The sequence below is a fragment of the Acetobacter senegalensis genome, assembly GCF_001580995.1.
Taxonomy (GTDB): Bacteria; Pseudomonadota; Alphaproteobacteria; order Acetobacterales; family Acetobacteraceae; genus Acetobacter; species Acetobacter senegalensis.
Window position 1 is genome coordinate 1 of sequence record NZ_LHZU01000094.1, and the last position, 21,798, is coordinate 21,798.

Consider the following 21,798-nt stretch of genomic DNA (forward strand, 5'->3'; position numbering starts at 1 on the left):
TCATTCAGTGGCGGGATCTTGTAATGGGAGCATGTCAGGTCAAACTGCCTTCCGTGTCTGACCCCGTTCTGGTGCGGACCGATGGCACCGTGCTCTACACGCTCGCCTCCGTTGTGGATGATCTGGAAACAGACATTACCCACATCATTCGTGGCGAAGATCACGTCACCAATACCGGCGTGCAGATTGATATTGCCGAGGCTCTGGGCGCACGCCCCGACCATTTCCGCTTTGCGCACCTGCCGCTGCTGCTGGATGAAAATGGGGGCAAACTCTCCAAGCGGTTTGACGCCATGTCCCTGCGCACCTTGCGTCAGGACGGGGTGGAGGCCGAAGCGCTGGTGGCCTATCTGGCTCGGCTTGGCAGTTCGGATGACCCAATTCTGGTGCCGTTTGCGGAGCAGGCCAAGGTGTATGACCTCTCCCACATTTCAAAATCCGCCGCGCGGTTTGATACCCGCCAGCTTCTGGCCCTGAACCACAAGCTGCTGGCCCAGACGCCTTTCACTACCGTGGCGGAACGCCTCCCCCACGGCGCGACAGAAGCCTTCTGGCTGGCCATTCGCGGCAATATCGAAATGCTCTCCGAAGCGAAGCTGTGGGCCAGCGTGGTCTATGGAGACATTGTGCCGCCACCGCAGGAAGCGGAAACATCCGCCTTCCTGAAAGACGCCGCCGCGCTGATGCCAGAAGAACCGTGGGACACCGCAACCTGGAAGCTTTGGACCACAGCCCTGAAGGAAAAAACAGGCCGCTCCGGCAAAGCCCTGTTCCTGCCCCTGCGCCTTGCCCTGACAGGCGAAGAACACGGCCCGGAACTGCGTGACCTGCTGCCACTCATCGGCCGCAAACGCGCACTCGAACGGCTACTAATGGGACAGGAAGGCTAAGCCTCCCTTCCCTTTGTAAAAAGCCTCTGCACCGCGCACGTCTTTTCCATGCACGGTGCAGAAGGCGCGCTTTTCTCGCTCCTTCTGGCACCTAGCCCCTTTTGATAGGACAGGGGTAGAACGGTCTGAAACCTGTTCTCGCAGCTTCGGCTCCTCCTATATTCTATTTGAATAGTCTGCCCGATCAGTCCGACGCATTTTCTCGTGGTTGATCGCTGGGAACATCCATTCCAGTCCCGTATCAAACCTTCATATCGGCTTTTTCAGTATTCAAAAGCCCTGAGCCACCCATCACGTGTTGCGCTATCAAACACGCTCTGAGTGTTATGCGTAGTAGACATCTCCGGAACATCGCGGCCGGCATTAGTTCACTTGATCATATTCAGAGGTCTAGCGATATGGATAGAATTTGCAGACGCTCCTCTTTGGAGCGGCAATATCCACAAACCTATTATTAACGGGCGAAAACCAATATAACAGGGATAGAAGCTAAAGGCTTCCCCTTCGATCAATGGAGAGCGCGAGTAAAGAATGTCACGACATTTGCATTAAAGTCGCGATGAAACGCGATCCGGTTGAAGTCTGGCGCACTTTGGCAGATCGGCGTGGATACAGCACAGGGGGCAAGGAAGTCGAAATGCCCAGCCCCTGGCACGCTATGGAACTCTGGGGTATGAGGCAGATCAGCCTGCACGGCGTCGGCATATAAAGGTGCGGGCAGGATATGGTCGTCGTCCGCACGCCATAGCTGCACAGCAATCGTCACATCTCGAAGACCCTCTCGCCCAAATGTGTACCCAAGTGCTGGAGCGGCCACCACAATCGCCTTGATCCGGGGATCATGACTATCGGACCACGTCGGCAGTGGGCCGGGATGATGCCTGATGAGTTGGCAATCATAATACTCGGGATGTTGATTACAATGTGCTGCCACGCGAGCAAAATCAGGTTGCGCACCTGCCGCCGCCAACACGGTAAAACCGCCGGAGGAGAACCCGAACGCACCAATGCGAGCAGCGCTGATGACGGTATGGTGCGGCCAGGTCGTTAACATGTAAGTAATCAGTCGGCTCAGCGCTTTTGGCCGATCCGCAACTTGGATCGCTCTGCTATCGTCGCGCCAGTTGTCGCCAGGATGGGTCAGACTCGCAACAACAAAGCCTGCGTGTGCCAACGCGACAGCGGTATCGAGATGACCAGAGAACACACCGCCGTGACCGTGCGAAATGACCACCAACGGAAGATCATGACCAAGAGGCTGTCCCTCTGGCACGATGTCCTGTTCGTAGATGCCGAGATGCTGGTGCACTGGTCTTCCAATCACCGGATACCAAATGCCGACCTCGGTACCATCGCTCATGTGTCGGTACTGGAAGCCGACCTCCTGCGAAGTAGACGCAGCAGCGCCATAGGGCGCAATCAGAAGCAATGACAGAAAGGTAAGTAGTTGTATGAGCATGAGAGAAACACCTCCTTTGATGTAAAACCAAACCTATCTCTGCATGCTCTTAAAATGGCGGAAAACCACGGTTTTCGTGAATGGGCGAACGGGCACGCGAACGGGCGGAACGGTAGCGCCAAAACAAAACATCGGGTAGATTCCGTTATAATGACCGAAATTGTTTTCCCACCCATGCTACGTGCACATCGAGTCCGGCTGGCCGTTATCACAACGGGCGCAGGGCTATGTCTCGGTCTATTGGCTCCATTCGGCAGCTATTTGAACTCTGGCCTGATCTGGCGCCTGTTGTATTGGTGCGGGTCGATCTGGTTTGGATTCTTGTTATTCGGCGGCACATGGCTTGCATGGCGACGGCAAGCCAGAAGCTTAAAGCGCGTGCGTTGGCCCCTACTGGCCGTAATGCTCATTATCGCGTCACTTGTACAAGCGATGATAACTCGGATCTCCGCCCTGATGATTTGGCCGGAACTGCACCAGCATGCTCCTGGCTGGACAGTCTGGTATCTACAAAGCGGATTGATCGCGGCGGTCGGGTTTATCTGTGTGATCATCCTGAAGCAGCGATCGACGACGCATGATAAGTCGGCCAACAGTGGGCCTGTGCTTGTTGAACGTCCTGCCCGCACCGTTCCTCTGGGCAAAGATATCATTGCCTTGCAAATGGAAGACCATTACGTGCGCATCCATACGCGTACTGGTTCACGGCTCGCGCATATGACTCTGACTGAGGCGATCGAAACCGTCGGCCCAGTCGAAGGGCTCAGGACACATCGGTCATGGTGGGTCGCGCGTGCTGCTGTGGACCACATTGAAGGCACCCCACGCTCCATGCGATTGCATCTCGAGGGCAACATCGTTGCGCCGGTGGCTCGAGGGGCTGTTGCACTCCTGAGAGAAGCGGGCTGGCTCGATGCAACTGGAAACAAATAAGCCCACGTCTACTTTTCGACAATATGTATCTTATCGTCAATATCCGCAGTGAGGCGACCGCCGACTGTCTGCTCCGTTTCCGTTGAACCGACTGGTCGTTTCGGCCGGGAGAACGGATGGTCCATTATCCGTTAACGAATATAGGATCAGGCGATTATGCATCTGCCTTTCATCTTTGAAAATTCTTGCTTCAGTGCCGTTCCAATCCGCCATATCAAACGTCCCTTCAACGCAGCGGCGATCCCTCTGAAGGGTTCGGCCCAAGGAAGTCGAGAACAGCACGCACAAACAAGTCCAGCTGATCCAGCATGATAAAATGGAAACTTTCATCTATCCTTCTGAAACATGCGCGTGATAACGCCCCATAGGCGGAATGAAAGAGTGCATCGATCCGCGTGGCCGAGACGCCATAGAAAGAGTCATAGGCATAGACGACTCAATTGAAGCGCCGATATGGCCTAGTTCTGGGCGCAGGTCGGTCGTCATGAGCTCATAGGCTGCATTGGCCACCGTGTTGCGATCCGAACTGAGGAAGGCTTGGAGCAAAGCAGGTCTACCGTTTCGGTTTTGGCTAGACGGGCGATGGCAGCGGTCTGAGAGGCTTCCGCCTGCGGGCCTGATGCCGCCAGTAAAGATGCCCGGAACGCTGCGGCCCGAGGTCTGGCCGTTTCGGAAGTGGCCGCAGGGTCGAACATCAAGGTGTAAAATGGCAAGACATCAATGATCATCAAGCGACCGACAAGAGAGGGATGACGCGCGCCAAGCATGAACGTACCTCGCCACCCAGAGAATGACCTAATGATGACTGGTGCTTGAAGCTGCTCGCGCTGTATATAACCAACGACTGCTTCTGCAGTGGGGGCTGCCACCCGGTCGTTTGGCTCAGAAACGGCGGGAGACCCCGAAAAGCCCTCTACCATCAGTCTTGCGCTCCTTTCCTGCCAGAGCGCCGTTGTCTTTTTGCCCTATCCCTTCCGCCTTACCTTTATTTGTCTTCCGTTCTCCCCGTGACAGGACGTGAAAGATTAGGCACTCTGCTGCCCGACGTATGTTTTCGTTCAGCCGCGCCTTCGCGCTGGATTTTTTGCAACAGCCACTCTGGACCTCGCATGCCGTCTTCTTTGACCCGCCGTTCCTTCAGTTTCGGGCTGACCGGCCTGCTGGCTGCCCCTGCTTTTGCCCGGGCAAGTTCCTTCACCCCGGCGGAAACCCCGCCCATGCTGGAAACCCTGAAATGGGCCCCCAAAACACGCACCCGCGTGCAGGCCGTGATGAGTGAATACGGTCAGTATTCAGAAAAATATGATCAGGCTCACCGCCCCTATGCGGTGTTTGACTGGGATGAAACCGCCATTGTGGGCAATGTGCAGGAAACATTGTTCCATTACATGCTGGAACATTTCAGTTTTCTGTTGCCCGCGCATGAATTCCGGCATCTGATCCATACCCACATGCCAGAAAAAGCGTTGCCCGCGCCCTTTACAACCATTGCAGGCAAACCTGTTTCCCAGCCTTTGCTGGTTGAGGATATTCTTGAGGACTACCGGGCACTGCAAGCACGGTATGGACACCTGCCACACCCGCTCTCGCTCGAAGATCTGGATAATGATCCGGCTCATCAGGCCTTTCGCGCCCGCATGATCTTTTATTATCACAGCCTGCGGACCGTGCATGGCGGTGAAGAAGCTCAGCGCTGGGTACTTCGCCTGTTGGCTGGTCAGACCATTACCGATGTTCTGGCCCTGACACGGGCCGCAAATGAATGGGGGCTGGGCCAATCCATTACGCCCATTACATGGCGTTGCCCGCCTGACCGCGCCGGAAAAAGCGGTGCGGTCGAGGCCACCTTTGTGCAGGCCCTGCGTCTTACGCCAGAAATGGCAGATCTATTCCAGATCTTGCAGGAACACGGCATAGATCCTGTTGTCTGCACATCCTCACTGGAAGACTGTACTGCCTTTTTTGCAACATCTGCTGAATACGGCTACAATATTCCCAGAGAGCACATTTATGGTGCACGGCTGGATGAACATAAAAAAGTTCTGCTTTCTACTGAATCTGCAAAATATCCGTTCCCTTACGGAAGCGGTAAAACGGCCATTATCCACAAATACGTTATCGCCAAACGGAAACGCCCTCCGCTGATGATTTTTGCGGGAGAAGAAAGCTCAGCCCACCTGCTCTCCGCTTTTCCGGAAACCGCACTGTGCTGCCTTATCAACCGCAAACAGTCTGATAGCATGACCCCCTTTCTGAAAGAGGCCAGCAGCCAGCGCAGTTCCGCCACACCTCGGCTGGTCCTGCAAGGGCGGGATGAAAATACAGGGGAATGGATTCCAGAAGAAGCCAGTATTTTTCTAGGAGAAACCGAACCACGCCTGCCGTGAACGCAGCACGTTACCCCGGCATGGAACAGGTGAAGGTGAACGTCACCTTTTTACACTAAACGACGCAGCACAAACCGCACTGAGCAGACTTCTGCATCCAATACCCAGTGTGGTTCGCGCTGTGCCCGCGCCGTAGCGCCTTATGAAACAATCTTACTTGATGACCGCACAGGCAACACGGTCCCCTGCGCCACCAATCGGCTGGGTGGTGTAATCATCCGGGTTTGCGTGAATAACCACGGATGATCCGTCAGCATCCAGAAGGGCTGGATGCTTGCCGCCCGCGTTCAGAGAGACAAGGCTGGAGTAGAGTTCAACCGTTGCCGTGCCATCTGCGGCGACATAAAGGTTGGGCAGATCGCCCGCATCATTCGCGCCCTCATGCAGCAGGCCGTGCACAACAGGCTTTGCGGTGTGAATATGCCCCCCAGCACTGGTGAACTTTGGGGGCTCGCAGCTTCCCTTTTCATGAAAATGCAAACCGTGCCATCCGGGCGTCAGCCCTTTTGCTTCCACACGAAGCAGGACACCATTGGGGGCCTCGGTCACTTTGATGGTGCCATGGGCGGCACCATCTGCCCCCTGCAGGTCACCCGTGGCGGTGCTCGCCGCCATCGCAAGGGAGGGGGCCAACGCCATCCCGCAGGCAAGAGCAGCAACAAATTTCAGACGTGAAGCAAACATTGCTTTCTCCTTTTCCGCTTCCGACAGTCGGATACGGTATCGCTATTCAGTCTCACTTGCATAGTCTGGCATACGCTCAGAGAGTTGTGAGCAGCAGAGTGCCCTCTGCACCTTAAATTGACCGAACGATGTCAAACGCATGATGCCGGAGCAAGGTTGCCGCATCCGCCCCCCCCTGCCCCACCGAGAGCATCGTGCGCCGGTTTCCACATCGTCCCGCGCCTGCTCTGCTCTGCTCTGCTCTGCTCTGCTCTGCTCTGCTCTGCTCTGCTCTAGGCGCTAGCGTTCCGCGAAGTCTTTGGTCTTTCAAACAAAAAAGCCCTGCCGCGTAAGCACGGCAGGGCTTTTTGTCAGAAACCTGAAAGAACAGGCTGGCTGATCAGTTCTTGGTTTTGTCAACCAGACGGGATTTGGAAATCCACGGCATCATGCCACGCAGTTTTTCACCAACGGCTTCAATCTGGTGCGCATCGTTAATGGCGCGGGTAGCCTTGAAGCCAATGTTGCCAGACTGGTTTTCCAGAATGAAGTTACGCACGAAGGTGCCGTTCTGAATGTCGGTCAGAATGTCCTTCATGGCCTTCTTGGTGTCCGGCGTGATCACACGCGGGCCAGACACATACTCACCATACTCAGCCGTGTTGGAGATGGAGTAGTTCATGTTGGCAATGCCGCCTTCGTAGATCAGATCCACGATCAGCTTCATTTCGTGCAGACATTCGAAATACGCCATTTCCGGTGCGTAGCCACCTTCAACCAGCGTTTCAAAACCAGCGCGGATCAGTTCAACCAGACCACCGCAGAGCACGGCCTGTTCACCAAACAGATCGGTTTCCACTTCTTCCTTGAAGCTGGTTTCAATGGTACCTGCACGGCCACCACCAATAGCAGATGCGTAGGACAGCGCGATTTCCAGAGCGGAACCGGACTTGTCCTGCGCGATAGCCACCAGACAGGGAACACCGCCGCCGCGCTGGTATTCGGAACGCACGGTGTGGCCGGGGCCCTTCGGTGCGATCAGGAACACGTCCAGATCAGGACGGGCTTCAATGATGCGGAAGTGGATGGACAGACCATGAGCAAACGCCAGAGCGGCACCCTGCTTCAGGTTCTTTTCCAGAGATTCTTTGTACAGCGTGCCCTGGCCTTCATCAGGCGTCAGCACCATCACAACATCGGCCCAAGCTGCGGCTTTGTCGGGCGTCATCACGGTGAAGCCAGCATCCTGCGCCTTTTTCACGGCGGAAGATTCTTCACGCAGACCGATCACGATGTCCTTGACGCCGCTGTCTTTCAGGTTGTTGGCGTGGGCGTGGCCCTGGCTGCCATACCCGATAACCGCAACCTTTTTGGATTTGATCAGGTTCACGTCCGCATCACGGTCGTAATAAACACGCATAGACATTGTTTTTCTCCTTACCACGGCAGGGGTTTTTCCTGCCGCTCTGTTATCTTCAGTGACTCTGAATTGTCTGCGGTCCGCGGCAGATTGCCGCGATTCCGGTGCGGGAAACCTCAGCCAGCCCAAGCGGACGCATCAGTTCAATGAAACTGTCAAGTTTGTCGGTTGAACCGGTCAGTTCAAACACGAAGGAAGAGGCCGTGGTATCCACCGCGCGGGCACGGAACGCCTGCGCAATGCGCAGCGCCTCGGTACGCGGCTCACCAGAGGACACAACCTTGATAAGCGCCATCTCCCGCGCCACATGCGGCCCGGCGGAAGAAAGATCAACCACGCGGGAAACAGGCACCAGACGTTCGATCTGCGCCTTCACCTGCCGGATATCTGCCGGGGTGCCGGTGGTGACAATATTAACGCGGGACACCAGTCCCTCTTCATCCACCGGAGCCACGGTCAGGCTGCGGATATTATATCCGCGCCCTGAAAACAGACCGATAATACGGGCCAGCGCACCGCTTTCGTTATCCACCAGCAGGGAGATAACCGCAGAGCCGGGAGCATTCTGCTGCATTGAAAAACTTCCTGAAAATCACGCAAGACTAAAGGCGTATCACCACGCCACGGAACAAAAAAATGGGGGCGTCAGACAAGCATCATGCCCTCACGCGTGACCTTTGCGCCACGCTCTTCCTGTTCCGGCCCAAGGATCATCTCGTTATGCGCAGCGCCGGATGGAATCATGGGGAAGCAGTTTTCCCCTTCCGCCACGCACAGATCCACAACCACCGGCCCATCATGCGCCAGTGCCTCACGGATCACGCCATCAAGCTGGTCCATCTGGGTGGCACGCAGCCCTTTGGCGTGGAAGCTTTCCGCCAGTTTTACAAAATCCGGCAGCGCATCACTATAGCTTTCAGAATAGCGCGAGCCGTGCAGCAGTTCCTGCCACTGGCGCACCATGCCCATATAGTGATTGTTGATGATGAACAGCTTAACCGGCAGGCGATACTGGGCAATGGTGCCCAGTTCCTGAATGTTCATCAGGGTTGAAGCTTCCCCGGCAACATCCAACACCAGCGCATCCGGGTGGGCAATCTGCGCCCCAACGGCGGCGGGCAGGCCATACCCCATGGTACCAAGGCCGCCAGACGTCAGCCAACGGTTGGGGGCATCAAACTTGAAGAACTGAGCCGCCCACATCTGATGCTGCCCCACTTCCGTGGAGACAAACGTATCGCGTCCGGTTTCCTGCGCCAGTTCATAAATACGCTGGATGGCCTGCTGCGGTTTGATAATGGCTTCGGGTGCGTGATCCTGATTGAAGCGCAGGCAGTTCAGCCCCCGCCATGCCTCAATCTGCTCCCACCACGCAGCCAGTTCGGCCTTGTGTTCATAGGCAGGCTGTTTTTCCCACTCTTCAATCATCAGCGCGATGGTCCGGCCCACATCGCCGATAATCGGCTGATCAACATGGATAATCTTGTTGATCTGGGAAGGATCAATATCCGCATGAATTTTAAAGGAATCGGGTGAAAACGCATCCAGCCGACCGGTTACGCGGTCATCAAACCGGCTGCCCAGAGCAATCAGCACATCACATCCGTGCGTCGCCAGATTGGCTTCGTACGTGCCGTGCATGCCCAGCATACCCAGAAACTGTTTATCCGTGCCCGGAAACGCACCAAGCCCCATCAGGGTGGAGGTAACAGGAAAGCCCGTCAGCTTTGCCAGCTTGCGCAGGCCTTCACTGGCTTCCGGGCCGGAGTTGATCACGCCACCACCTGTATAGAACAGCGGACGACGCGCCTTTTTCATGGCGGCAACGGCACGGGCCACGGCCTCACGCTCAGGGTCAACCTGCACTTTGCCCGTGCGCGGCTTGACCTGATCGGCCCCAACGTACGGCGCATCTCCCACTGTAATATTCTTGGGCAGATCAATCAGCACCGGGCCGGGGCGGCCAGACTGCGCAATGGCAAATGCTTCATGCACCGCAGGGGCCAGATCTTCCGGGCGACGCACCAGATAGTTGTATTTGGTCACTGGGCGGGTAATGCCGGTGGTATCAGCCTCCTGAAAGGCATCATTCCCGATCAGCGCCGTGGGCACCTGACCGGAGAGACACACTAGCGGAATGGAATCCATCATGGCGTCCAGCAGGCCGGTTACGGCATTGGTGGCACCGGGGCCACTGGTGACCAGCACCACGCCCACCTTGCCGGTTGAACGGGCATAGGCCTCGGCCGCATGCACAGCCGCCTGCTCATGCCGCACCAGCACATGCCGGATATGGTTCTGGCGGAACAGGGCATCATAAATGGGTAGGACAGCCCCACCGGGATAGCCGAAAATAACCTCAACGCCCTGCTCAGCAAGCGCACGCATAAGGACTTCCGCACCCGGTAGGGTGGTGGGGGTCTGTGCGGCCATGGTGGCAGAAGCGGTTTTCGGTGTCATTTCTTCCTATCTCCCAAAAGCGGGTTGGGCGGCATCTTTAGGGAACCCTGCTGGCATCGTCAATCCCGGATAGAATAAAAGAAATAATTTCACTGAATTTTCTTTCCGAAAATTGCTCGGAAGGTGGCATACACATATCAAGATCATATGTCAGCCCCGGTTGAGAGAGGGCATGATGCGCAAACCAGGTGGCCTGCCTGCGGGTATATTTACCCGTTGCCACCACAGCCAGCCGCACGGCTTCCTCCGGCGGAATTTCGCCACGCAGAAAGGCTGAAAGTTCCGGCACGCCATGCGCCCGCATGGCAGGCAAAGCGGGGTCAAGATGCTGCGCCAGTAAGGATTCTACTTCCTCTACAGCACCATGCTGCATCATATGGTCAAACCGCACCCCGATTCTGGCCCGCAGTTCTGACCGGGGTGGAAGAAGGCGCACAGCCACAAAGCGGCAGGGCGCAGGCGGCAAACCGGGCTGGGCCTGCCACCACGCAAGGCTACGCCCCGTGCCTCGCCAGACCTCCCACGCGCGGGAAACCCGCTGAGAATCCACCGGGCGCAGACGGCTGGCCATATCCGGATCAACATCCGCCAGTCTGGCATGCAGGGCTTCCGGCCCCTCCTCCGCCACCAGACGTCGCGCCTCGGTGCGGGCAGCCTCTCCGCAATCCGGTATTTCGGCCAGACCATCTGTCAGGGCACGCATATACATGCCGGTGCCGCCACACAGAATGGGCAGTCGCCCCGCCTGCCATGCTTCCTCCATGGCGGCCAGAGCCTGCGCACGCCACCAGGCCACACTGCCTTTTTCCGCCGCTGGCAACACACCATAGAGCCGATGCGGCACCAGCGCTTCTTCCTCCGGCGTTGGGCGAGCAGTCAGCACCCGCAGATCGCGATACACCTGCATGGAATCCGCATTAATTACGGTACCGCCCAATTTTCGCGCCACACCCAGCGCAAGGGCTGATTTGCCCGAGCATGTGGGGCCCGCAATGATAAGGGCAACCTGCCCGCGTTCCGCAACGCTGTTTCTCTGGTCTTCCGCTTGCTTCATGCGGGTATTCCTGTCACACCCAATTCCAAATGATGAGCCTGGTCCTGACACTTGTCGCACAGCGCGACGCCGCCACACTTGATGCCGCAACCATTGCCCTGGCGCGGGACGCCGTGGATGGCGCGCAGACTGTCACCACACTCTCCGCCGGAGAAGCGGTGGACATTCCCTGCCCCGCCACTGCGGCAGACCGCCTGCCCGCCCTGCGCGCTGCGCTGGCTGACAAGCCGGTTGATGCGGTCCTGACACATCAGGATGCCCGACGCAAACGCCTGCTGGTGTCTGATATGGACAGCACCATTGTGGCGAACGAAACGCTGGATGATCTGGCCACCCATGCGGGCATTGGTGAAAAAATTGCCGAAATCACGGCCCGCTCCATGAATGGCGAGCTTGATTTTGCCACGGCCCTGCGCGAACGGGTGGCCCTGTTGAAAGGCTTTCCTGCCTCCCTGCTGGAAAAAGCCTGGAACGATGTACGGCTGAACGAAGGCGCAAAGGAACTGGTGCAAACCATGCGCGCCCACGGTGCCCATACAGCACTGGTTTCTGGCGGGTTCACGTTCTTTACTTCCCGCGTGGCAGCGCTATGCGGGTTTCAGGAAAACCACGCCAACACCCTGACCATTGCGGATGGCATGCTGACCGGAGAAACCGGGCACCCCATTCTGGGGCCAGATACCAAGCTGGCTCTGCTGACCTCTCTGGCGGAAAAACACGCTCTTCCGGCCAACGCCACACTGGCCATTGGGGATGGTGCGAATGATCTGCCCATGCTGAAGGCAGCGGGGCTTGGTCTGGCTTTTTATGCCAAGCCCATCATCCGCAATGCCATTGCAGCGCAGATCAACCATACCTCGCTACGCACGGCGCTGTTTGTGCAAGGCTATCCGGCTTCAGCGTTTTCAGGCGCGTAAAGCAGGCCATCAAGCCAGAAAGAGGAAGGAGATCACCCCATGCAGTTCGACCCGCGACGCAACATTTCCTCCTTTCCGTTTGTGCGCGTCTTTCTGGCTTTGGTGGGCTGCGCGCTGATGGCTTACTGCTTCCAGTATTACCTGACCCTTCCCCCAGACTCGCCTGAACACGTCATGCGCCACGTGGCTGCTCTGATTATCGGCACACTCATCCTGCTGGGCACCATCTGGGTCTGACGTCCCCACGCACGAGCATAATCCTCCCGCTTAACTGACGACACGCCCTATTGCACCGGCCATATTCAAGCACCCAACGGCGAATGAACCTGTCCTGCCCTATCGGCGCTCCCACAGGGCAAGATACTGATTGAAACGTCCGCAGCTGCGGGCTCGGGGATTTATGAAGCCAACAGGGCAAATTTAAAGGACGCGGTGCTATGCCGTTTTTCGTCCCGAGCAGGATGAAAGTCCGACGCATACTCCCACCAGACTCCCGTTCTACCGTCCTGACAGATTTTTCAGACCCCCTTCCAGAGAAGCTTGTGCGTAACCAATGCGGTTAGCGTGCTGCGGTCACTGGTTGCTGGTTCAGTCTTCCCCTGAACCATAGTCCTCCTGCGACAGACGCTGCCGCGCCCTGAATTTTGCCAGATGGACGTGTGACGCCTGTAACATCCTTCCGCTGTCCCGGTTCTGCGCCCACATTACGTTTTCATAGAAACATCACACTCTTTTCCTGCTCATCCCATTACTAGAGCGTGTTGATCATCGATGGTTCGATGCCGCAGCGAGACGAGATTGTGAGCAAGATGAAGAAATCCTTTTCTCTTTTGCTGGGAACATGCCTCAGCGCCTTACTGGTCAATCACGCAAGTGCTGCTGCTCCACAGCCTGACCAGACCCAGCAGAAGAACGCTGCAACATCTGCGGCAAAGCCCGCCAGCGCTCAGGTTGCCAAAACCCGCAAAAAGGCGGACGCGGCCCCGGTGGCGGCAGATAAAGCCGAATCCATTGTGGTGCTTGGGGCTGGCGCTGCGCGCGAAACACAGAATGTGTCTCACAAGGCTCTTCAGGAATACACGCCCGGAACAAGCCCCTTCAAGGCGCTCTCCAAATTACCGGGGGTGATGTTCACCTCGTCTGATCCGCTGGGTTCCTATGAATGGTCCCAGCAGATCATCATCCGCGGGTTTGATCAGAGCCGTCTGGGCTTTACCATGGATGGCGTGCCACTGGGGAATCTGGCTTACGGGAATGATAACGGCCTCTCCATTGGCCGCGCCCTGCAAACCGAAAACAACGGGCGCGCAACCCTAAGCCAGGGTGCGGGCTCGGTTGATGTTGCCGCGGCCAATAACCTTGGCGGGGCGTTGCAATTTACATCCATAGATCCCACCGACAAATTTGGCGTCGACGTTGCAGGCACCATTGGCTCGGCAAGCACATGGCGCACCTTTATGCGCGTTAACAGCGGCACGTTGCCCGGTGGCGGAAAATTTTATGTCTCCTACGATTATCAGGACGCCAACAAGTGGAAAGGTGATGGTATCCAGCGCCAGCATCAGGCCAATGCCAAATACGTTCAGCCGCTGGGCGATAACGTAAAGCTGACCCTGTTTGGTGACTGGTCCCAGCGCCGGGAAAACGATTATCAGGATCTTTCCCTGCAAACCGTTCATAAATACGGCTATAACGTTGATAACATTACGGGCAATTATGCCCTGGCCAAGCAGATTGCCAGTGCCTACCAGAACGGCACCGCTTTTCCTGCCGGGATACCGGATCAGGACTTTGTCTATTACAACGCCGCCGGCCTGCGGCAGGACGCCATGGGATACGGGAAACTTGATTTCAGGATCAACAACCGTCTCAAAGGCTACATCATGGGCTACGGCCATACCAACAGCGGCGAGGGCGCATGGGTTACCCCTTATGTCCCGACCCCGGCTGAACTGGGAGGCTCCCCTCTTTCCACCCGTACCACGGAATATGATATTCACCGGGCTGGTTTCATTGGCAGCCTGACCTACAAAATTGCCAACCACACCATTGAAGGTGGCTTCTGGTTTGAAAATAACAATTTTGAACAGGCGCGCCGCTACTACGGTCTGAATACGGATGGCTCGCCCAGCAGTATCCACTGGTACACAAACAATTCCTTCTATACGCAGTGGCAGAGCACCTTCAACACCAAGACCTATCAGGTGCACCTGCAGGATACATGGCAGATTACACCGGCCCTTAAGCTGAATTACGGTTTCCGCTCTCTTATTGTCGATAACAGCGCCCGCGCACTTTCCGGCAATTATCTGGGCACACCAATGGCCAACCCTTATCCGTCAGGCTCAATTCAGGCTGCCAATGGCTTCCTGCCGCAGGTAGGCGCCAACTATCGCCTGAACCATCATAACGAAATCTTTGCGGACTTTGCCCGCAACATGGCCGCCTATGATAACTCGCAGACAGGTGCGACCAGCCCGTTTGCCACCACCATTGCGGGATATGAAGCGATCAAGAACAAGATCCGCCCGGAAATGGCCTATACGGAAGAAGTGGGGTACCGGTATCACAGCAACACCATTCAGGCGTCTCTTACCGGTTATTATGTAGAATTTGAAAACCGCCTGCTCTCCATTACGCAGGGGGCCGGTATTCAGGGTAACCCCTCCGTTCTGGCCAATGTGGGTGGTGTTACGGCCCGCGGTATTGATGCCGCATTCAATTACCGCTTTGCGCGCAACTGGTCCCTTTACGCCTCCTACGCCTTCAATGACTCCACGTATAATGACAACGTCACGTCAGGCTCCACCGTCTATGCCCTTAAAGGCAAAAAAGTTGTGGCCATGCCCCGCAATCTGGCCAACGTACAGATTGGGTATGATGACGGCGCAATCTGGGGCAACGCGAACATGCAGTTTCAGGACCGCCGCACCTATACCTATCTGAATGATGCGTGGGTTCCTGCAAACTACATCTTCAACCTGAATCTTGGCTACCGCTTCCAGAGCCGTAACTGGTTCCTGCGGGGGCTGGATGCCCAGATCAACGTGAGCAACCTGTTCAACAAACATTATATTGCAACAGTTGGCAGTAACGGTGCCGTCTTCTCTGACCCAACAGGCAGTTTTGCAACCCTGCAGGCAGGATCTCCGCGTATGGTGTTCTTCACCCTGCGCAAACATTTTGACTGATTGCACCACCCTATGGCCATTCTGAAACGTCGTCATTTTCTAATGCACTCTTCTGCGGCTGCCGCAGCGGGTGCATTACCGTCCAACATCCGCAAGGCTTTGGCGGTTACGCCGAATAACAGAACCGGCACCCTCAACGATGTTGAGCATGTGGTGATCCTGATGCAGGAAAACCGGTCGTTCGATCATTATTTTGGTACACTGAAAGGCGTGCGGGGCTATTCAGACCCCCGCGCCCCTATTCTACCTGATGGCCAAAGCGTTTTTTCTCAGCCCGATGGAAAGGGCGGCAGGGTTCTACCGTTCCGTTTCAATGTGGCCCATACCTCAAGCGCCTGCCTTGGCAGTCTGGATCATAGCTGGAAGGGCACTCAGGCCGCTTGGAACGAATGGGATACATGGGTGCCCCACAAAACGCCCATGACAATGGGGTATTTCACCCGGCAGGACATTCCCTATTATTACGCGCTGGCTGATGCTTTTACAGTCTGTGACAGCTATCATGCCTCCCTGTTTGGGCCGACAAACCCCAACAGGCTGTTCCTGTTTTCCGGCACAAACGGGCTGGCAGTTGGTCAGGACGGAAAACAGGCCATAGACAATGTGGATGATGGCAACTGGTCTGCCGACATGGCGCATGACAAGCCTGATTTTACCCCCTTCACCTGGAGCACCTACCCCGAAGCCCTGCAAAAAGCGGGCGTAAGCTGGAAGGTTTATCAGGAATACGATAATTTCGGGGATAATCCCCTCGCCTCTTTTGCGCAGTTCAGAAACCTGTCCCGCTCCTCATGGCAGTATCAGAACGCGCGGAGCATTGTACCCGGTTCCAGCACCGAGACCATGAAAGACACGGACGGCCACGCGCTTATAAAAGCGTTTGAGCGCGATGTCGCGAACGGCACCTTGCCTCAGGTTTCATGGATCGTGCCGCCAGCCGCCCTTTCAGAACATCCCAACGCGCCGCCGGGCTATGGCGAGTATCTGATTTCCCGCCTGATGGATATCTTTGTCTCTCATCCGGAGGTGTGGAAAAAAACAGTCTTCATTCTGAACTATGATGAAAATGACGGCTTTTTTGATCATGTTCCCGCCCCTGTCCCGGCTCTGAACGCCGCAGCAGGCTTTACGGATGTCTCGACACAGGGAGAAGTCTATCACGGGGAGACCGTCGGCCTTGGCCCGCGTGTGCCCGCCATTATCATTTCTCCTTGGACCAAAGGGGGGTGGGTCAATTCAGAGCTGTTTGACCATACCTCCGTTTTGCGGTTTCTGGAGCAGCGGTTTCAGGTTGAGGTGCCTCACCTTACCCCATGGCGGCGGTCGGTATGTGGAGATCTGACCTCCGTTTTTGATTTCTCACAAGCCAACCCGGACTGGCAGGCCCATCTGCCAGACACCGCTACCTATCTTGAAGAAACGCGGCGTTCCTGCAAACTGCCGCCCCCGCTGGTGCCCTTGGTGCAGACCATGCCGGTTCAGGAACAAGGCCAGAAACCTGCCCGCGCCATTGCTTATGACATGACAGCCGACTGGCTTGTCAGCGCAAACGCCACCACACTGGTCTTGCATAATATCGGCCTGCGCACAGCAACCTTCCGTGTTTCCCTCAACCACACCAACACGCGCCATTATACACTCAGGATGGGCAGCGCAGTGCGTATTCCTGTGCCACACAGGCATGGGCAAACCGTGCAGGTTTACGGCCAGAACGGATTTTACCGTTTTTTCAGAACCGGCCTGCCACTTGCCATGACACTGCGCCATGACAGAGAAAAATCCTGCATGGTTCTTGATCTGACACCACTGTCTTCCGCGCCGGATTTTTCTACCGTTACAGTAAGCGAGGCTTACTCACAGCAGACTCTGCTCTCCCAACGGCTGACGGCGCGGCACCCGGAAAGTCTGGTGCTTGCCGTCAAACCCGGAACGATGTGGTACGATCTCACAATAAGCAGTGCCGCCACACACAAGCTGCTGGCCCAGTTTTCAGGCCATTGTGAAAACGGTCTGCCCGACTGGACTGATCCCGCTATCGGCCAGCCACACCAATAGCCTCATCAAAACCCCAGCCGCCGGTGCATTTCAGCCACCAGCGCTGGGGTATCATCCAGCGGCTCCACTGCCCAGGGCTCCAGTTTTCTGAAAGGGGAGTGTCTGCGCAGCATCCGTATGCGGCCTGAACGTTCAAGCTCCTCAGCAAAGCGGGCAATACGGCGAGATTTGCCTGGCAGCGGAAAAACCGAAACAGGGGCCTGCCCCGCCACGGCCTCAGAAACCATGGAAACGCTGTCTATGGTCACGACCAGATGATCTGCGCAGGCAATCAGCCCTACATAAGGGTTTTCCCCCTCGCCATCCCATAAGATGCCCCCAACAGAATCCACCAGATCACTCAGCATTTCCTGCGCCTGCGGGTCTGTCCTGCGGGATGGGGTGACAATCAGGCTGCCTTTCTGCTCTGCCACGGCCTTGACCAATATGGCCCCCAGTTGCGCGGCTTCCCCCACGCCAAACTGAAACCGCCCGTTGGAGCCACCAATCAGCCCGGCAATCAACGGGCGCGGCAAATGGGCAAAACGGGGCATCCATGCCTCACGCGCCTGCGCCAGCACATCGGGCGTCAGCCCATGCAGGGCAGTACGACCCAGTAAAACATTGGGGCCGGTGATCTCATCATGAACACACGCCACAATCAGATCAAAATTGGAGAGCGGTTGCCGTGGGTGCTGAATCTGCACCACTGGCCGCCCCGGCGCACGCAGGGCGGCACCCACAGCTCCGCCCTTACCGCCAATACTCACCACAACCCGTGCCTGATCGGCCGCGGACAGCAAAGGCTGGCTGGCCCCGTCATCCAGAAAGCGGGATTGCAGCCACTGCGGCCCCCGCAAAGCCAAGCGTGCAAGCCGAGACGGCCGCACAGCATGAAACTGCCCTTGCCAACCAGCCCGGCTGACCAGCCCCAACGCCTGCGAGCGCATGCCCGCAAAATCCTCTCCAACCACCAGTGCAGGCACATCCGCCCCCACCTCGGCAGGCTCCTGGCTCAAGACAGTGTTTGAAACCGTCGCCTTTCCAGCATATACGTCTTCAGCCATCAGGCGATCTCCCCCGCTTTTCATGCGCTGTCCGGCCCGGTGCCTGCTTGTTTGCAGAGCAGCCAGACCTGCACCACGCCATGCAAAGCATGTTTTTCAACCGGGTCAAGGCGGATAAATTCAGCATGTCCAACAGCTTCGAGGCAATGGGCCTTCTGCCGTCCTTGTGCGCACACGCCGCGCAGGCAGGCATGGCCACTCCTACCCCCATTCAGCAGCAGGCCATTCCGGCGGCACTCGCCGGGCGCGATGTTCTGGCCATAGCCCCTACCGGCACGGGTAAAACCGCAGCCTATGCGCTGCCCGTGCTGCAACAGTTGCTCAAGGCACGGCGGCCGCAGGATGCGCTGGTGCTGGTGCCCACGCGGGAATTAGCGCTGCAAACGGCGGGCGTGTTCCGCATCTGTCTGGGGCTGAACCCCAGAGACAACCGGCAGAAAGCCGGAACACCCGGTATTATTACCCTGTATGGCGGGGTGGACCGTGCCCCGCAGGCGGAAAACCTGCTGCATGATGGCCCCCGTGTGCTGATTGCCACCCCCGGCCGCCTGCTGGATTTTGCCCACACGGGCGAGGTTGATCTATCCACCTGCACACATGTGGTGCTGGATGAGGGAGACCGCCTGTTCTCCCCCGAATTTTTTGAAGAAAGCGCTACCGTGGTGGAGGGACTGCCACAGGTACGCCAGACCATGCTGGTTTCCGCCACCCTGCCCAAAACCCTGACCCCCATCTTGCAGAAACTTCTGCGCAAACCTGTGGAAATCCAGATTGATACCCCTGCGGAAAAACGGGGGCCAATCCGGCAGGGGGCCTATTTCATAGAACCCGCTCAGCGTTTGGCGTTTCTCAAGGCGTTTTTCAACCGCGACCGCAAAAGCCGCACCCTGATCTTTGTCAAAACCAAAGCCGAAGCCGATCAACTGGCCAGCACGCTCAAGAAATTCCGTGTGGGGGCTGCCCCGCTGCATGGTGATCTTTCTCAGGCGCAGCGCACGTCCACTGTCACCAGCTTTGCGGCTGGCCGCACCCCTGTTCTGGTGGCAACGGACATTGCCGCCCGTGGGCTGGATGTGCCGGATATCCGCACCGTCATCAACATGGACCCGCCAGATCAGCCGGAAACCTATCTGCACCGCATAGGCCGCACGGGCCGCGGGGGCAAAACCGGCACAGCCCTGACCCTGTGCAGTCTGACAGACCGTAAAAAGCTGCGCCAGATAGAAGTGGGGGCTGCCGTAAAGCTCAGGATTTTGTCCGAGGAGCAGGCTCTGCCAGCTTCAAACCCGCAGCAGAAAACCCAGCCCGATGAGGCAGCACGCGGCAAACGTTCGAAAGCAGCTTCCCGGCCATAAAAGCCCAATCCGCCTTGATGGTGGCGTTCTCCTCGGCCTCCGGCACGGGCGGCGGCTGAGTGATGATCTGGCTGAGCGCCTGTGCAATGCCTTCAACTGTTGGCGCGCACAGCACGGCCTGCGGTTTGTCACGAAACTGTTCCGCCAGCCCCCCCACATTGGTGGCCAACACCCAGCGCCCCGCCGCCAGAGCCGCAGCGCCAACCCCACTCTGGCTGGCCTCGCGGTACGGTAGCAGCAGCACATCCGCCCAAGCCAGCAAACCGGCAATCTCGCCTTCCGGCACCCAACGGTTTTCCACGCTTACGCCCGGCACCGCAGCCAGTTGGCGCAGCCATGGCGCATCCGGCCCTTTGCCCACAACCCGGCAGACATAATCCGGTGTCGAGCCCATGCGCTGCAACGCCTCCGCCAGCAGATCCAGCCCTTTGTATGGCAACAGCCGACCGAAGGCGAGCAACCGGATCGGCCCTCCGTGCGCCAAGGGCCGCGCAAGGGCCGTAGCGCCTTCAAACGCGAAGGGCGGGTGAGACGCCACAATGGCCTTACGCCCGCGCATGCAGCGTTGTGGTGCCAGCAAAGCCGCAACATGCGCCGTCAACGCCACAACAACATCAGCCCGCCACACCAACAGACGCTGCAGAAAAATCTGACCGGGGAACCCATCACCCGGATGCGCCTGCGCGTCATGCACAATCACAACCACCGGCACGCCCACACGATGCAGGGCCGCCACCATGATCAGATCAAGCGGCCCCGGCATGGCGCATATGGCAAGGTCCGGCCTGATGCGCTGCAATCTGGCCGCCAGCCCCTTCACCACCCAGGGGGCCTGAACAACACGCACCAGCAAAGACAGCAGCGTTGTGTAGGTGCGAAAAGGCAGATCATTCCGGACTGAAGAGTCAGCCCGCAGAATTTCTGCCTTTTCTGAAAGGGAAAGAACCGCCTGACAGCCTTCAAGCGCGTTTATCCCGCGCGCAAGTTCCACCGCCATTTTTGGTCCTGCGCCACGCCGCCCCCACTGCCAGACCAAAACCCGCATTCTCAGTTGTTATCCTTCTTCTGCGTCAGCCCTGCCACTGCATCCAGCAAGGGGCGCGCGCCAAAAGCCTTCAGCACAGTCTGCCGGGCTGCGGTACCCAGCCTGCGCCGCAAAATCTCATCGTCCGCCAACCGGTGCAGAGCCTGCGCCGCAGCACCCACATCCGCGTCAGCCCATTGCGCCCCTGCTACCTGATAGACGCCCCGTTCATCCCGCGCGGGCACCAGAGTATAGGGCACTGGCATGCCACAGGAAGCATCCAGAAATTCCGCTGTTGCGGACCAGTCTGTCGCCACCACAGGTTTTTCAAGCAACATTGCTTCCGCAGGCACAAGCCCGAGCCCTTCACTTCTGTGCAAGGACAGCACAATGTCAGCGCAGCGGGTCATGGCGTGCACATCCGGCATGGGCAGTGTGCGCGTTTCAAACCGGATATTGGCAGCCCCCTGTGTGGCCGCCTGCAATCTTTGCATATCGTCCGGATAATGCGTGGCGTTGGAGACCTTCATCACCAGTACACGGTCCGGGCGCTCGCCAAAAGCCTGTCGGAAAGCGGCTATGGCAGCCAACGGGTTCTTGCGGACAAAACTTGAAGCCAGACTGAAAGACGTCAGCACCACCACGGCATGTTCTGGCCAGCCAAAATCCTGCCGGGTCAACGCGGAGGGCTGAGGCTGTGCATCCACCAACGGGTAAGGCACCACCCGCACGCGCCCCGGTGCCAATTCTTCCAACGCACGCGCACTGAAATGTGAGGGCGTCCAGATTTCATGAACCGACCGCAGGCCCGCCCGCCATTCTTCCGGCACTTTGGGCAGTTCCCATACCCAATAGCCCACAATGCGCCGCCCCCGCACCGCTTTACGGCCCAGCCGCAGCAGCGCGGCTGGGCCGTAAAGCGGTGCGGGGGCGGCGCATTGTGG

19 protein-coding genes are annotated in these 21,798 nt (G+C 57.5%); 9 read left to right on the forward strand and 10 right to left on the reverse strand.

Going from position 1 to position 21,798, the window contains the following annotated elements; all coding sequences use genetic code 11:
- On the forward strand, positions 1–890 hold an 890-nt coding region (locus AD948_RS02655; RefSeq protein WP_061470520.1), incomplete at its 5' end, for a glutamate--tRNA ligase.
- 508 nt (positions 891–1,398) lie between these two features.
- Here the strand turns inward: AD948_RS02655 and AD948_RS02660 are convergent.
- Complete coding sequence (locus AD948_RS02660; RefSeq protein WP_082782264.1) at positions 1,399–2,349, reverse strand: alpha/beta hydrolase family protein; 951 nt, start codon at positions 2,347–2,349, stop codon at positions 1,399–1,401.
- A 227-nt stretch (positions 2,350–2,576) separates the two neighbouring features.
- Between AD948_RS02660 and AD948_RS18335 the strand changes: the two genes are divergently transcribed.
- The gene (locus tag AD948_RS18335) at positions 2,577–2,930 is read left to right on the forward strand and encodes a hypothetical protein (protein ID WP_061470521.1); all 354 of its coding nucleotides are present in this window, start codon (positions 2,577–2,579) and stop codon (positions 2,928–2,930) included.
- Between the two features lie 22 nt (positions 2,931–2,952).
- Positions 2,953–3,282 (forward strand): LytTR family DNA-binding domain-containing protein, encoded by a 330-nt coding sequence (locus AD948_RS18340; protein WP_061470522.1) that lies wholly within the window; start codon positions 2,953–2,955, stop codon positions 3,280–3,282.
- A gap of 482 nt (positions 3,283–3,764) precedes the next feature.
- Here AD948_RS18340 and AD948_RS18485 read toward each other — a convergent pair whose 3' ends face one another.
- A complete protein-coding gene (locus tag AD948_RS18485) occupies positions 3,765–4,049 on the reverse strand; it encodes a hypothetical protein (protein ID WP_156478900.1) in 285 nt (94 codons plus the stop codon).
- A gap of 342 nt (positions 4,050–4,391) precedes the next feature.
- Between AD948_RS18485 and AD948_RS02680 the strand changes: the two genes are divergently transcribed.
- Entirely contained in the window at positions 4,392–5,669 is a 1,278-nt protein-coding gene (locus AD948_RS02680; protein ID WP_061470524.1) for a lipoprotein pyruvate-formate lyase, read from the forward strand.
- Positions 5,670–5,822: 153 nt separating this feature from the next.
- Here the strand turns inward: AD948_RS02680 and sodC are convergent, their stop codons facing one another.
- From sodC to miaA, 5 genes are all read right to left on the reverse strand, one after another.
- Positions 5,823–6,353 carry a superoxide dismutase[Cu-Zn] gene (sodC, locus tag AD948_RS02685; RefSeq protein WP_058987113.1) on the reverse strand — a complete coding sequence of 177 codons (531 nt, stop codon included), beginning with the start codon at positions 6,351–6,353 and terminating at the stop codon, positions 5,823–5,825.
- 379 nt (positions 6,354–6,732) lie between these two features.
- On the reverse strand, positions 6,733–7,752 hold the full coding sequence (gene ilvC / locus AD948_RS02690) for a ketol-acid reductoisomerase (protein ID WP_006560245.1): 1,020 nt from the start codon (positions 7,750–7,752) through the stop codon (positions 6,733–6,735).
- 55 nt (positions 7,753–7,807) lie between these two features.
- Positions 7,808–8,326: an acetolactate synthase small subunit gene (ilvN, locus tag AD948_RS02695; protein ID WP_006560244.1), complete on the reverse strand. Its 519-nt coding sequence runs from the start codon at positions 8,324–8,326 to the stop codon at positions 7,808–7,810.
- A gap of 71 nt (positions 8,327–8,397) precedes the next feature.
- The gene (gene ilvB, locus AD948_RS02700) at positions 8,398–10,212 is read right to left on the reverse strand and encodes a biosynthetic-type acetolactate synthase large subunit (protein WP_006560243.1); all 1,815 of its coding nucleotides are present in this window, start codon (positions 10,210–10,212) and stop codon (positions 8,398–8,400) included.
- Between the two features lie 37 nt (positions 10,213–10,249).
- The gene (gene miaA / locus AD948_RS02705; protein ID WP_061470525.1) at positions 10,250–11,266 is read right to left on the reverse strand and encodes a tRNA (adenosine(37)-N6)-dimethylallyltransferase MiaA; all 1,017 of its coding nucleotides are present in this window, start codon (positions 11,264–11,266) and stop codon (positions 10,250–10,252) included.
- Between the two features lie 29 nt (positions 11,267–11,295).
- Here miaA and serB point away from each other — a divergent pair, with 29 nt between their 5' ends.
- The 4 genes from serB (at position 11,296) to AD948_RS02725 (ending at position 17,429) form a co-directional block, all read left to right on the forward strand.
- Positions 11,296–12,183 (forward strand): phosphoserine phosphatase SerB, encoded by an 888-nt coding sequence (serB, locus tag AD948_RS02710; RefSeq protein WP_061470526.1) that lies wholly within the window; start codon positions 11,296–11,298, stop codon positions 12,181–12,183.
- Positions 12,184–12,222: 39 nt separating this feature from the next.
- Positions 12,223–12,420 (forward strand): hypothetical protein, encoded by a 198-nt coding sequence (locus AD948_RS02715; RefSeq protein ID WP_035380451.1) that lies wholly within the window; start codon positions 12,223–12,225, stop codon positions 12,418–12,420.
- 572 nt (positions 12,421–12,992) lie between these two features.
- Complete coding sequence (locus tag AD948_RS02720; RefSeq protein ID WP_148262783.1) at positions 12,993–15,374, forward strand: TonB-dependent receptor; 2,382 nt, start codon at positions 12,993–12,995, stop codon at positions 15,372–15,374.
- A 12-nt stretch (positions 15,375–15,386) separates the two neighbouring features.
- Positions 15,387–17,429: a phosphocholine-specific phospholipase C gene (locus tag AD948_RS02725; protein ID WP_082782266.1), complete on the forward strand. Its 2,043-nt coding sequence runs from the start codon at positions 15,387–15,389 to the stop codon at positions 17,427–17,429.
- 5 nt (positions 17,430–17,434) lie between these two features.
- On the opposite strand, the gene AD948_RS02730 is transcribed toward AD948_RS02725, so the two are convergent.
- Positions 17,435–18,475, reverse strand: coding sequence for a mitochondrial fission ELM1 family protein (locus tag AD948_RS02730; protein WP_140385783.1), 1,041 nt, complete (start codon positions 18,473–18,475; stop codon positions 17,435–17,437).
- 47 nt (positions 18,476–18,522) lie between these two features.
- Here AD948_RS02730 and AD948_RS02735 point away from each other — a divergent pair, with 47 nt between their 5' ends.
- On the forward strand, positions 18,523–19,830 hold the full coding sequence (locus AD948_RS02735) for a DEAD/DEAH box helicase (protein WP_248845897.1): 1,308 nt from the start codon (positions 18,523–18,525) through the stop codon (positions 19,828–19,830).
- Here AD948_RS02735 and AD948_RS02740 read toward each other — a convergent pair.
- Together AD948_RS02740 and AD948_RS02745 are read right to left on the reverse strand one after the other, a co-directional pair.
- Positions 19,721–20,875, reverse strand: coding sequence for a glycosyltransferase (locus AD948_RS02740; RefSeq protein ID WP_061470528.1), 1,155 nt, complete (start codon positions 20,873–20,875; stop codon positions 19,721–19,723). The genes AD948_RS02735 and AD948_RS02740 overlap by 110 nt on opposite strands.
- 2 nt (positions 20,876–20,877) lie before the next feature.
- Positions 20,878–21,798 (reverse strand): glycosyltransferase family 4 protein (locus tag AD948_RS02745; protein ID WP_061470529.1); only part of this gene is annotated, 921 nt, incomplete at its 5' end.

What these genes read in the sequence shown, in the direction of transcription:
- AD948_RS18485 (WP_156478900.1), bottom strand. Translation starts at nt 4,049, where the DNA reads ATGCTTGGCGCGCGTCATCCCTCTCTTGTCGGTCGCTTGATGATCATT.
- AD948_RS02740 (WP_061470528.1), bottom strand. Translation starts at nt 20,875, where the DNA reads ATGCGGGTTTTGGTCTGGCAGTGGGGGCGGCGTGGCGCAGGACCAAAA.
- serB (WP_061470526.1), top strand. Translation starts at nt 11,296, where the DNA reads ATGATGAGCCTGGTCCTGACACTTGTCGCACAGCGCGACGCCGCCACA.
- AD948_RS02660 (WP_082782264.1), bottom strand. Translation starts at nt 2,349, where the DNA reads ATGCTCATACAACTACTTACCTTTCTGTCATTGCTTCTGATTGCGCCC.
- ilvC (WP_006560245.1), bottom strand. Translation starts at nt 7,752, where the DNA reads ATGCGTGTTTATTACGACCGTGATGCGGACGTGAACCTGATCAAATCC.
- AD948_RS18335 (WP_061470521.1), top strand. Translation starts at nt 2,577, where the DNA reads ATGTCTCGGTCTATTGGCTCCATTCGGCAGCTATTTGAACTCTGGCCT.
- AD948_RS02720 (WP_148262783.1), top strand. Translation starts at nt 12,993, where the DNA reads ATGAAGAAATCCTTTTCTCTTTTGCTGGGAACATGCCTCAGCGCCTTA.
- sodC (WP_058987113.1), bottom strand. Translation starts at nt 6,353, where the DNA reads ATGTTTGCTTCACGTCTGAAATTTGTTGCTGCTCTTGCCTGCGGGATG.
- ilvN (WP_006560244.1), bottom strand. Translation starts at nt 8,326, where the DNA reads ATGCAGCAGAATGCTCCCGGCTCTGCGGTTATCTCCCTGCTGGTGGAT.
- AD948_RS02715 (WP_035380451.1), top strand. Translation starts at nt 12,223, where the DNA reads ATGCAGTTCGACCCGCGACGCAACATTTCCTCCTTTCCGTTTGTGCGC.
- ilvB (WP_006560243.1), bottom strand. Translation starts at nt 10,212, where the DNA reads ATGACACCGAAAACCGCTTCTGCCACCATGGCCGCACAGACCCCCACC.
- AD948_RS02725 (WP_082782266.1), top strand. Translation starts at nt 15,387, where the DNA reads ATGGCCATTCTGAAACGTCGTCATTTTCTAATGCACTCTTCTGCGGCT.
- AD948_RS02730 (WP_140385783.1), bottom strand. Translation starts at nt 18,475, where the DNA reads ATGGCTGAAGACGTATATGCTGGAAAGGCGACGGTTTCAAACACTGTC.
- miaA (WP_061470525.1), bottom strand. Translation starts at nt 11,266, where the DNA reads ATGAAGCAAGCGGAAGACCAGAGAAACAGCGTTGCGGAACGCGGGCAG.
- AD948_RS02680 (WP_061470524.1), top strand. Translation starts at nt 4,392, where the DNA reads ATGCCGTCTTCTTTGACCCGCCGTTCCTTCAGTTTCGGGCTGACCGGC.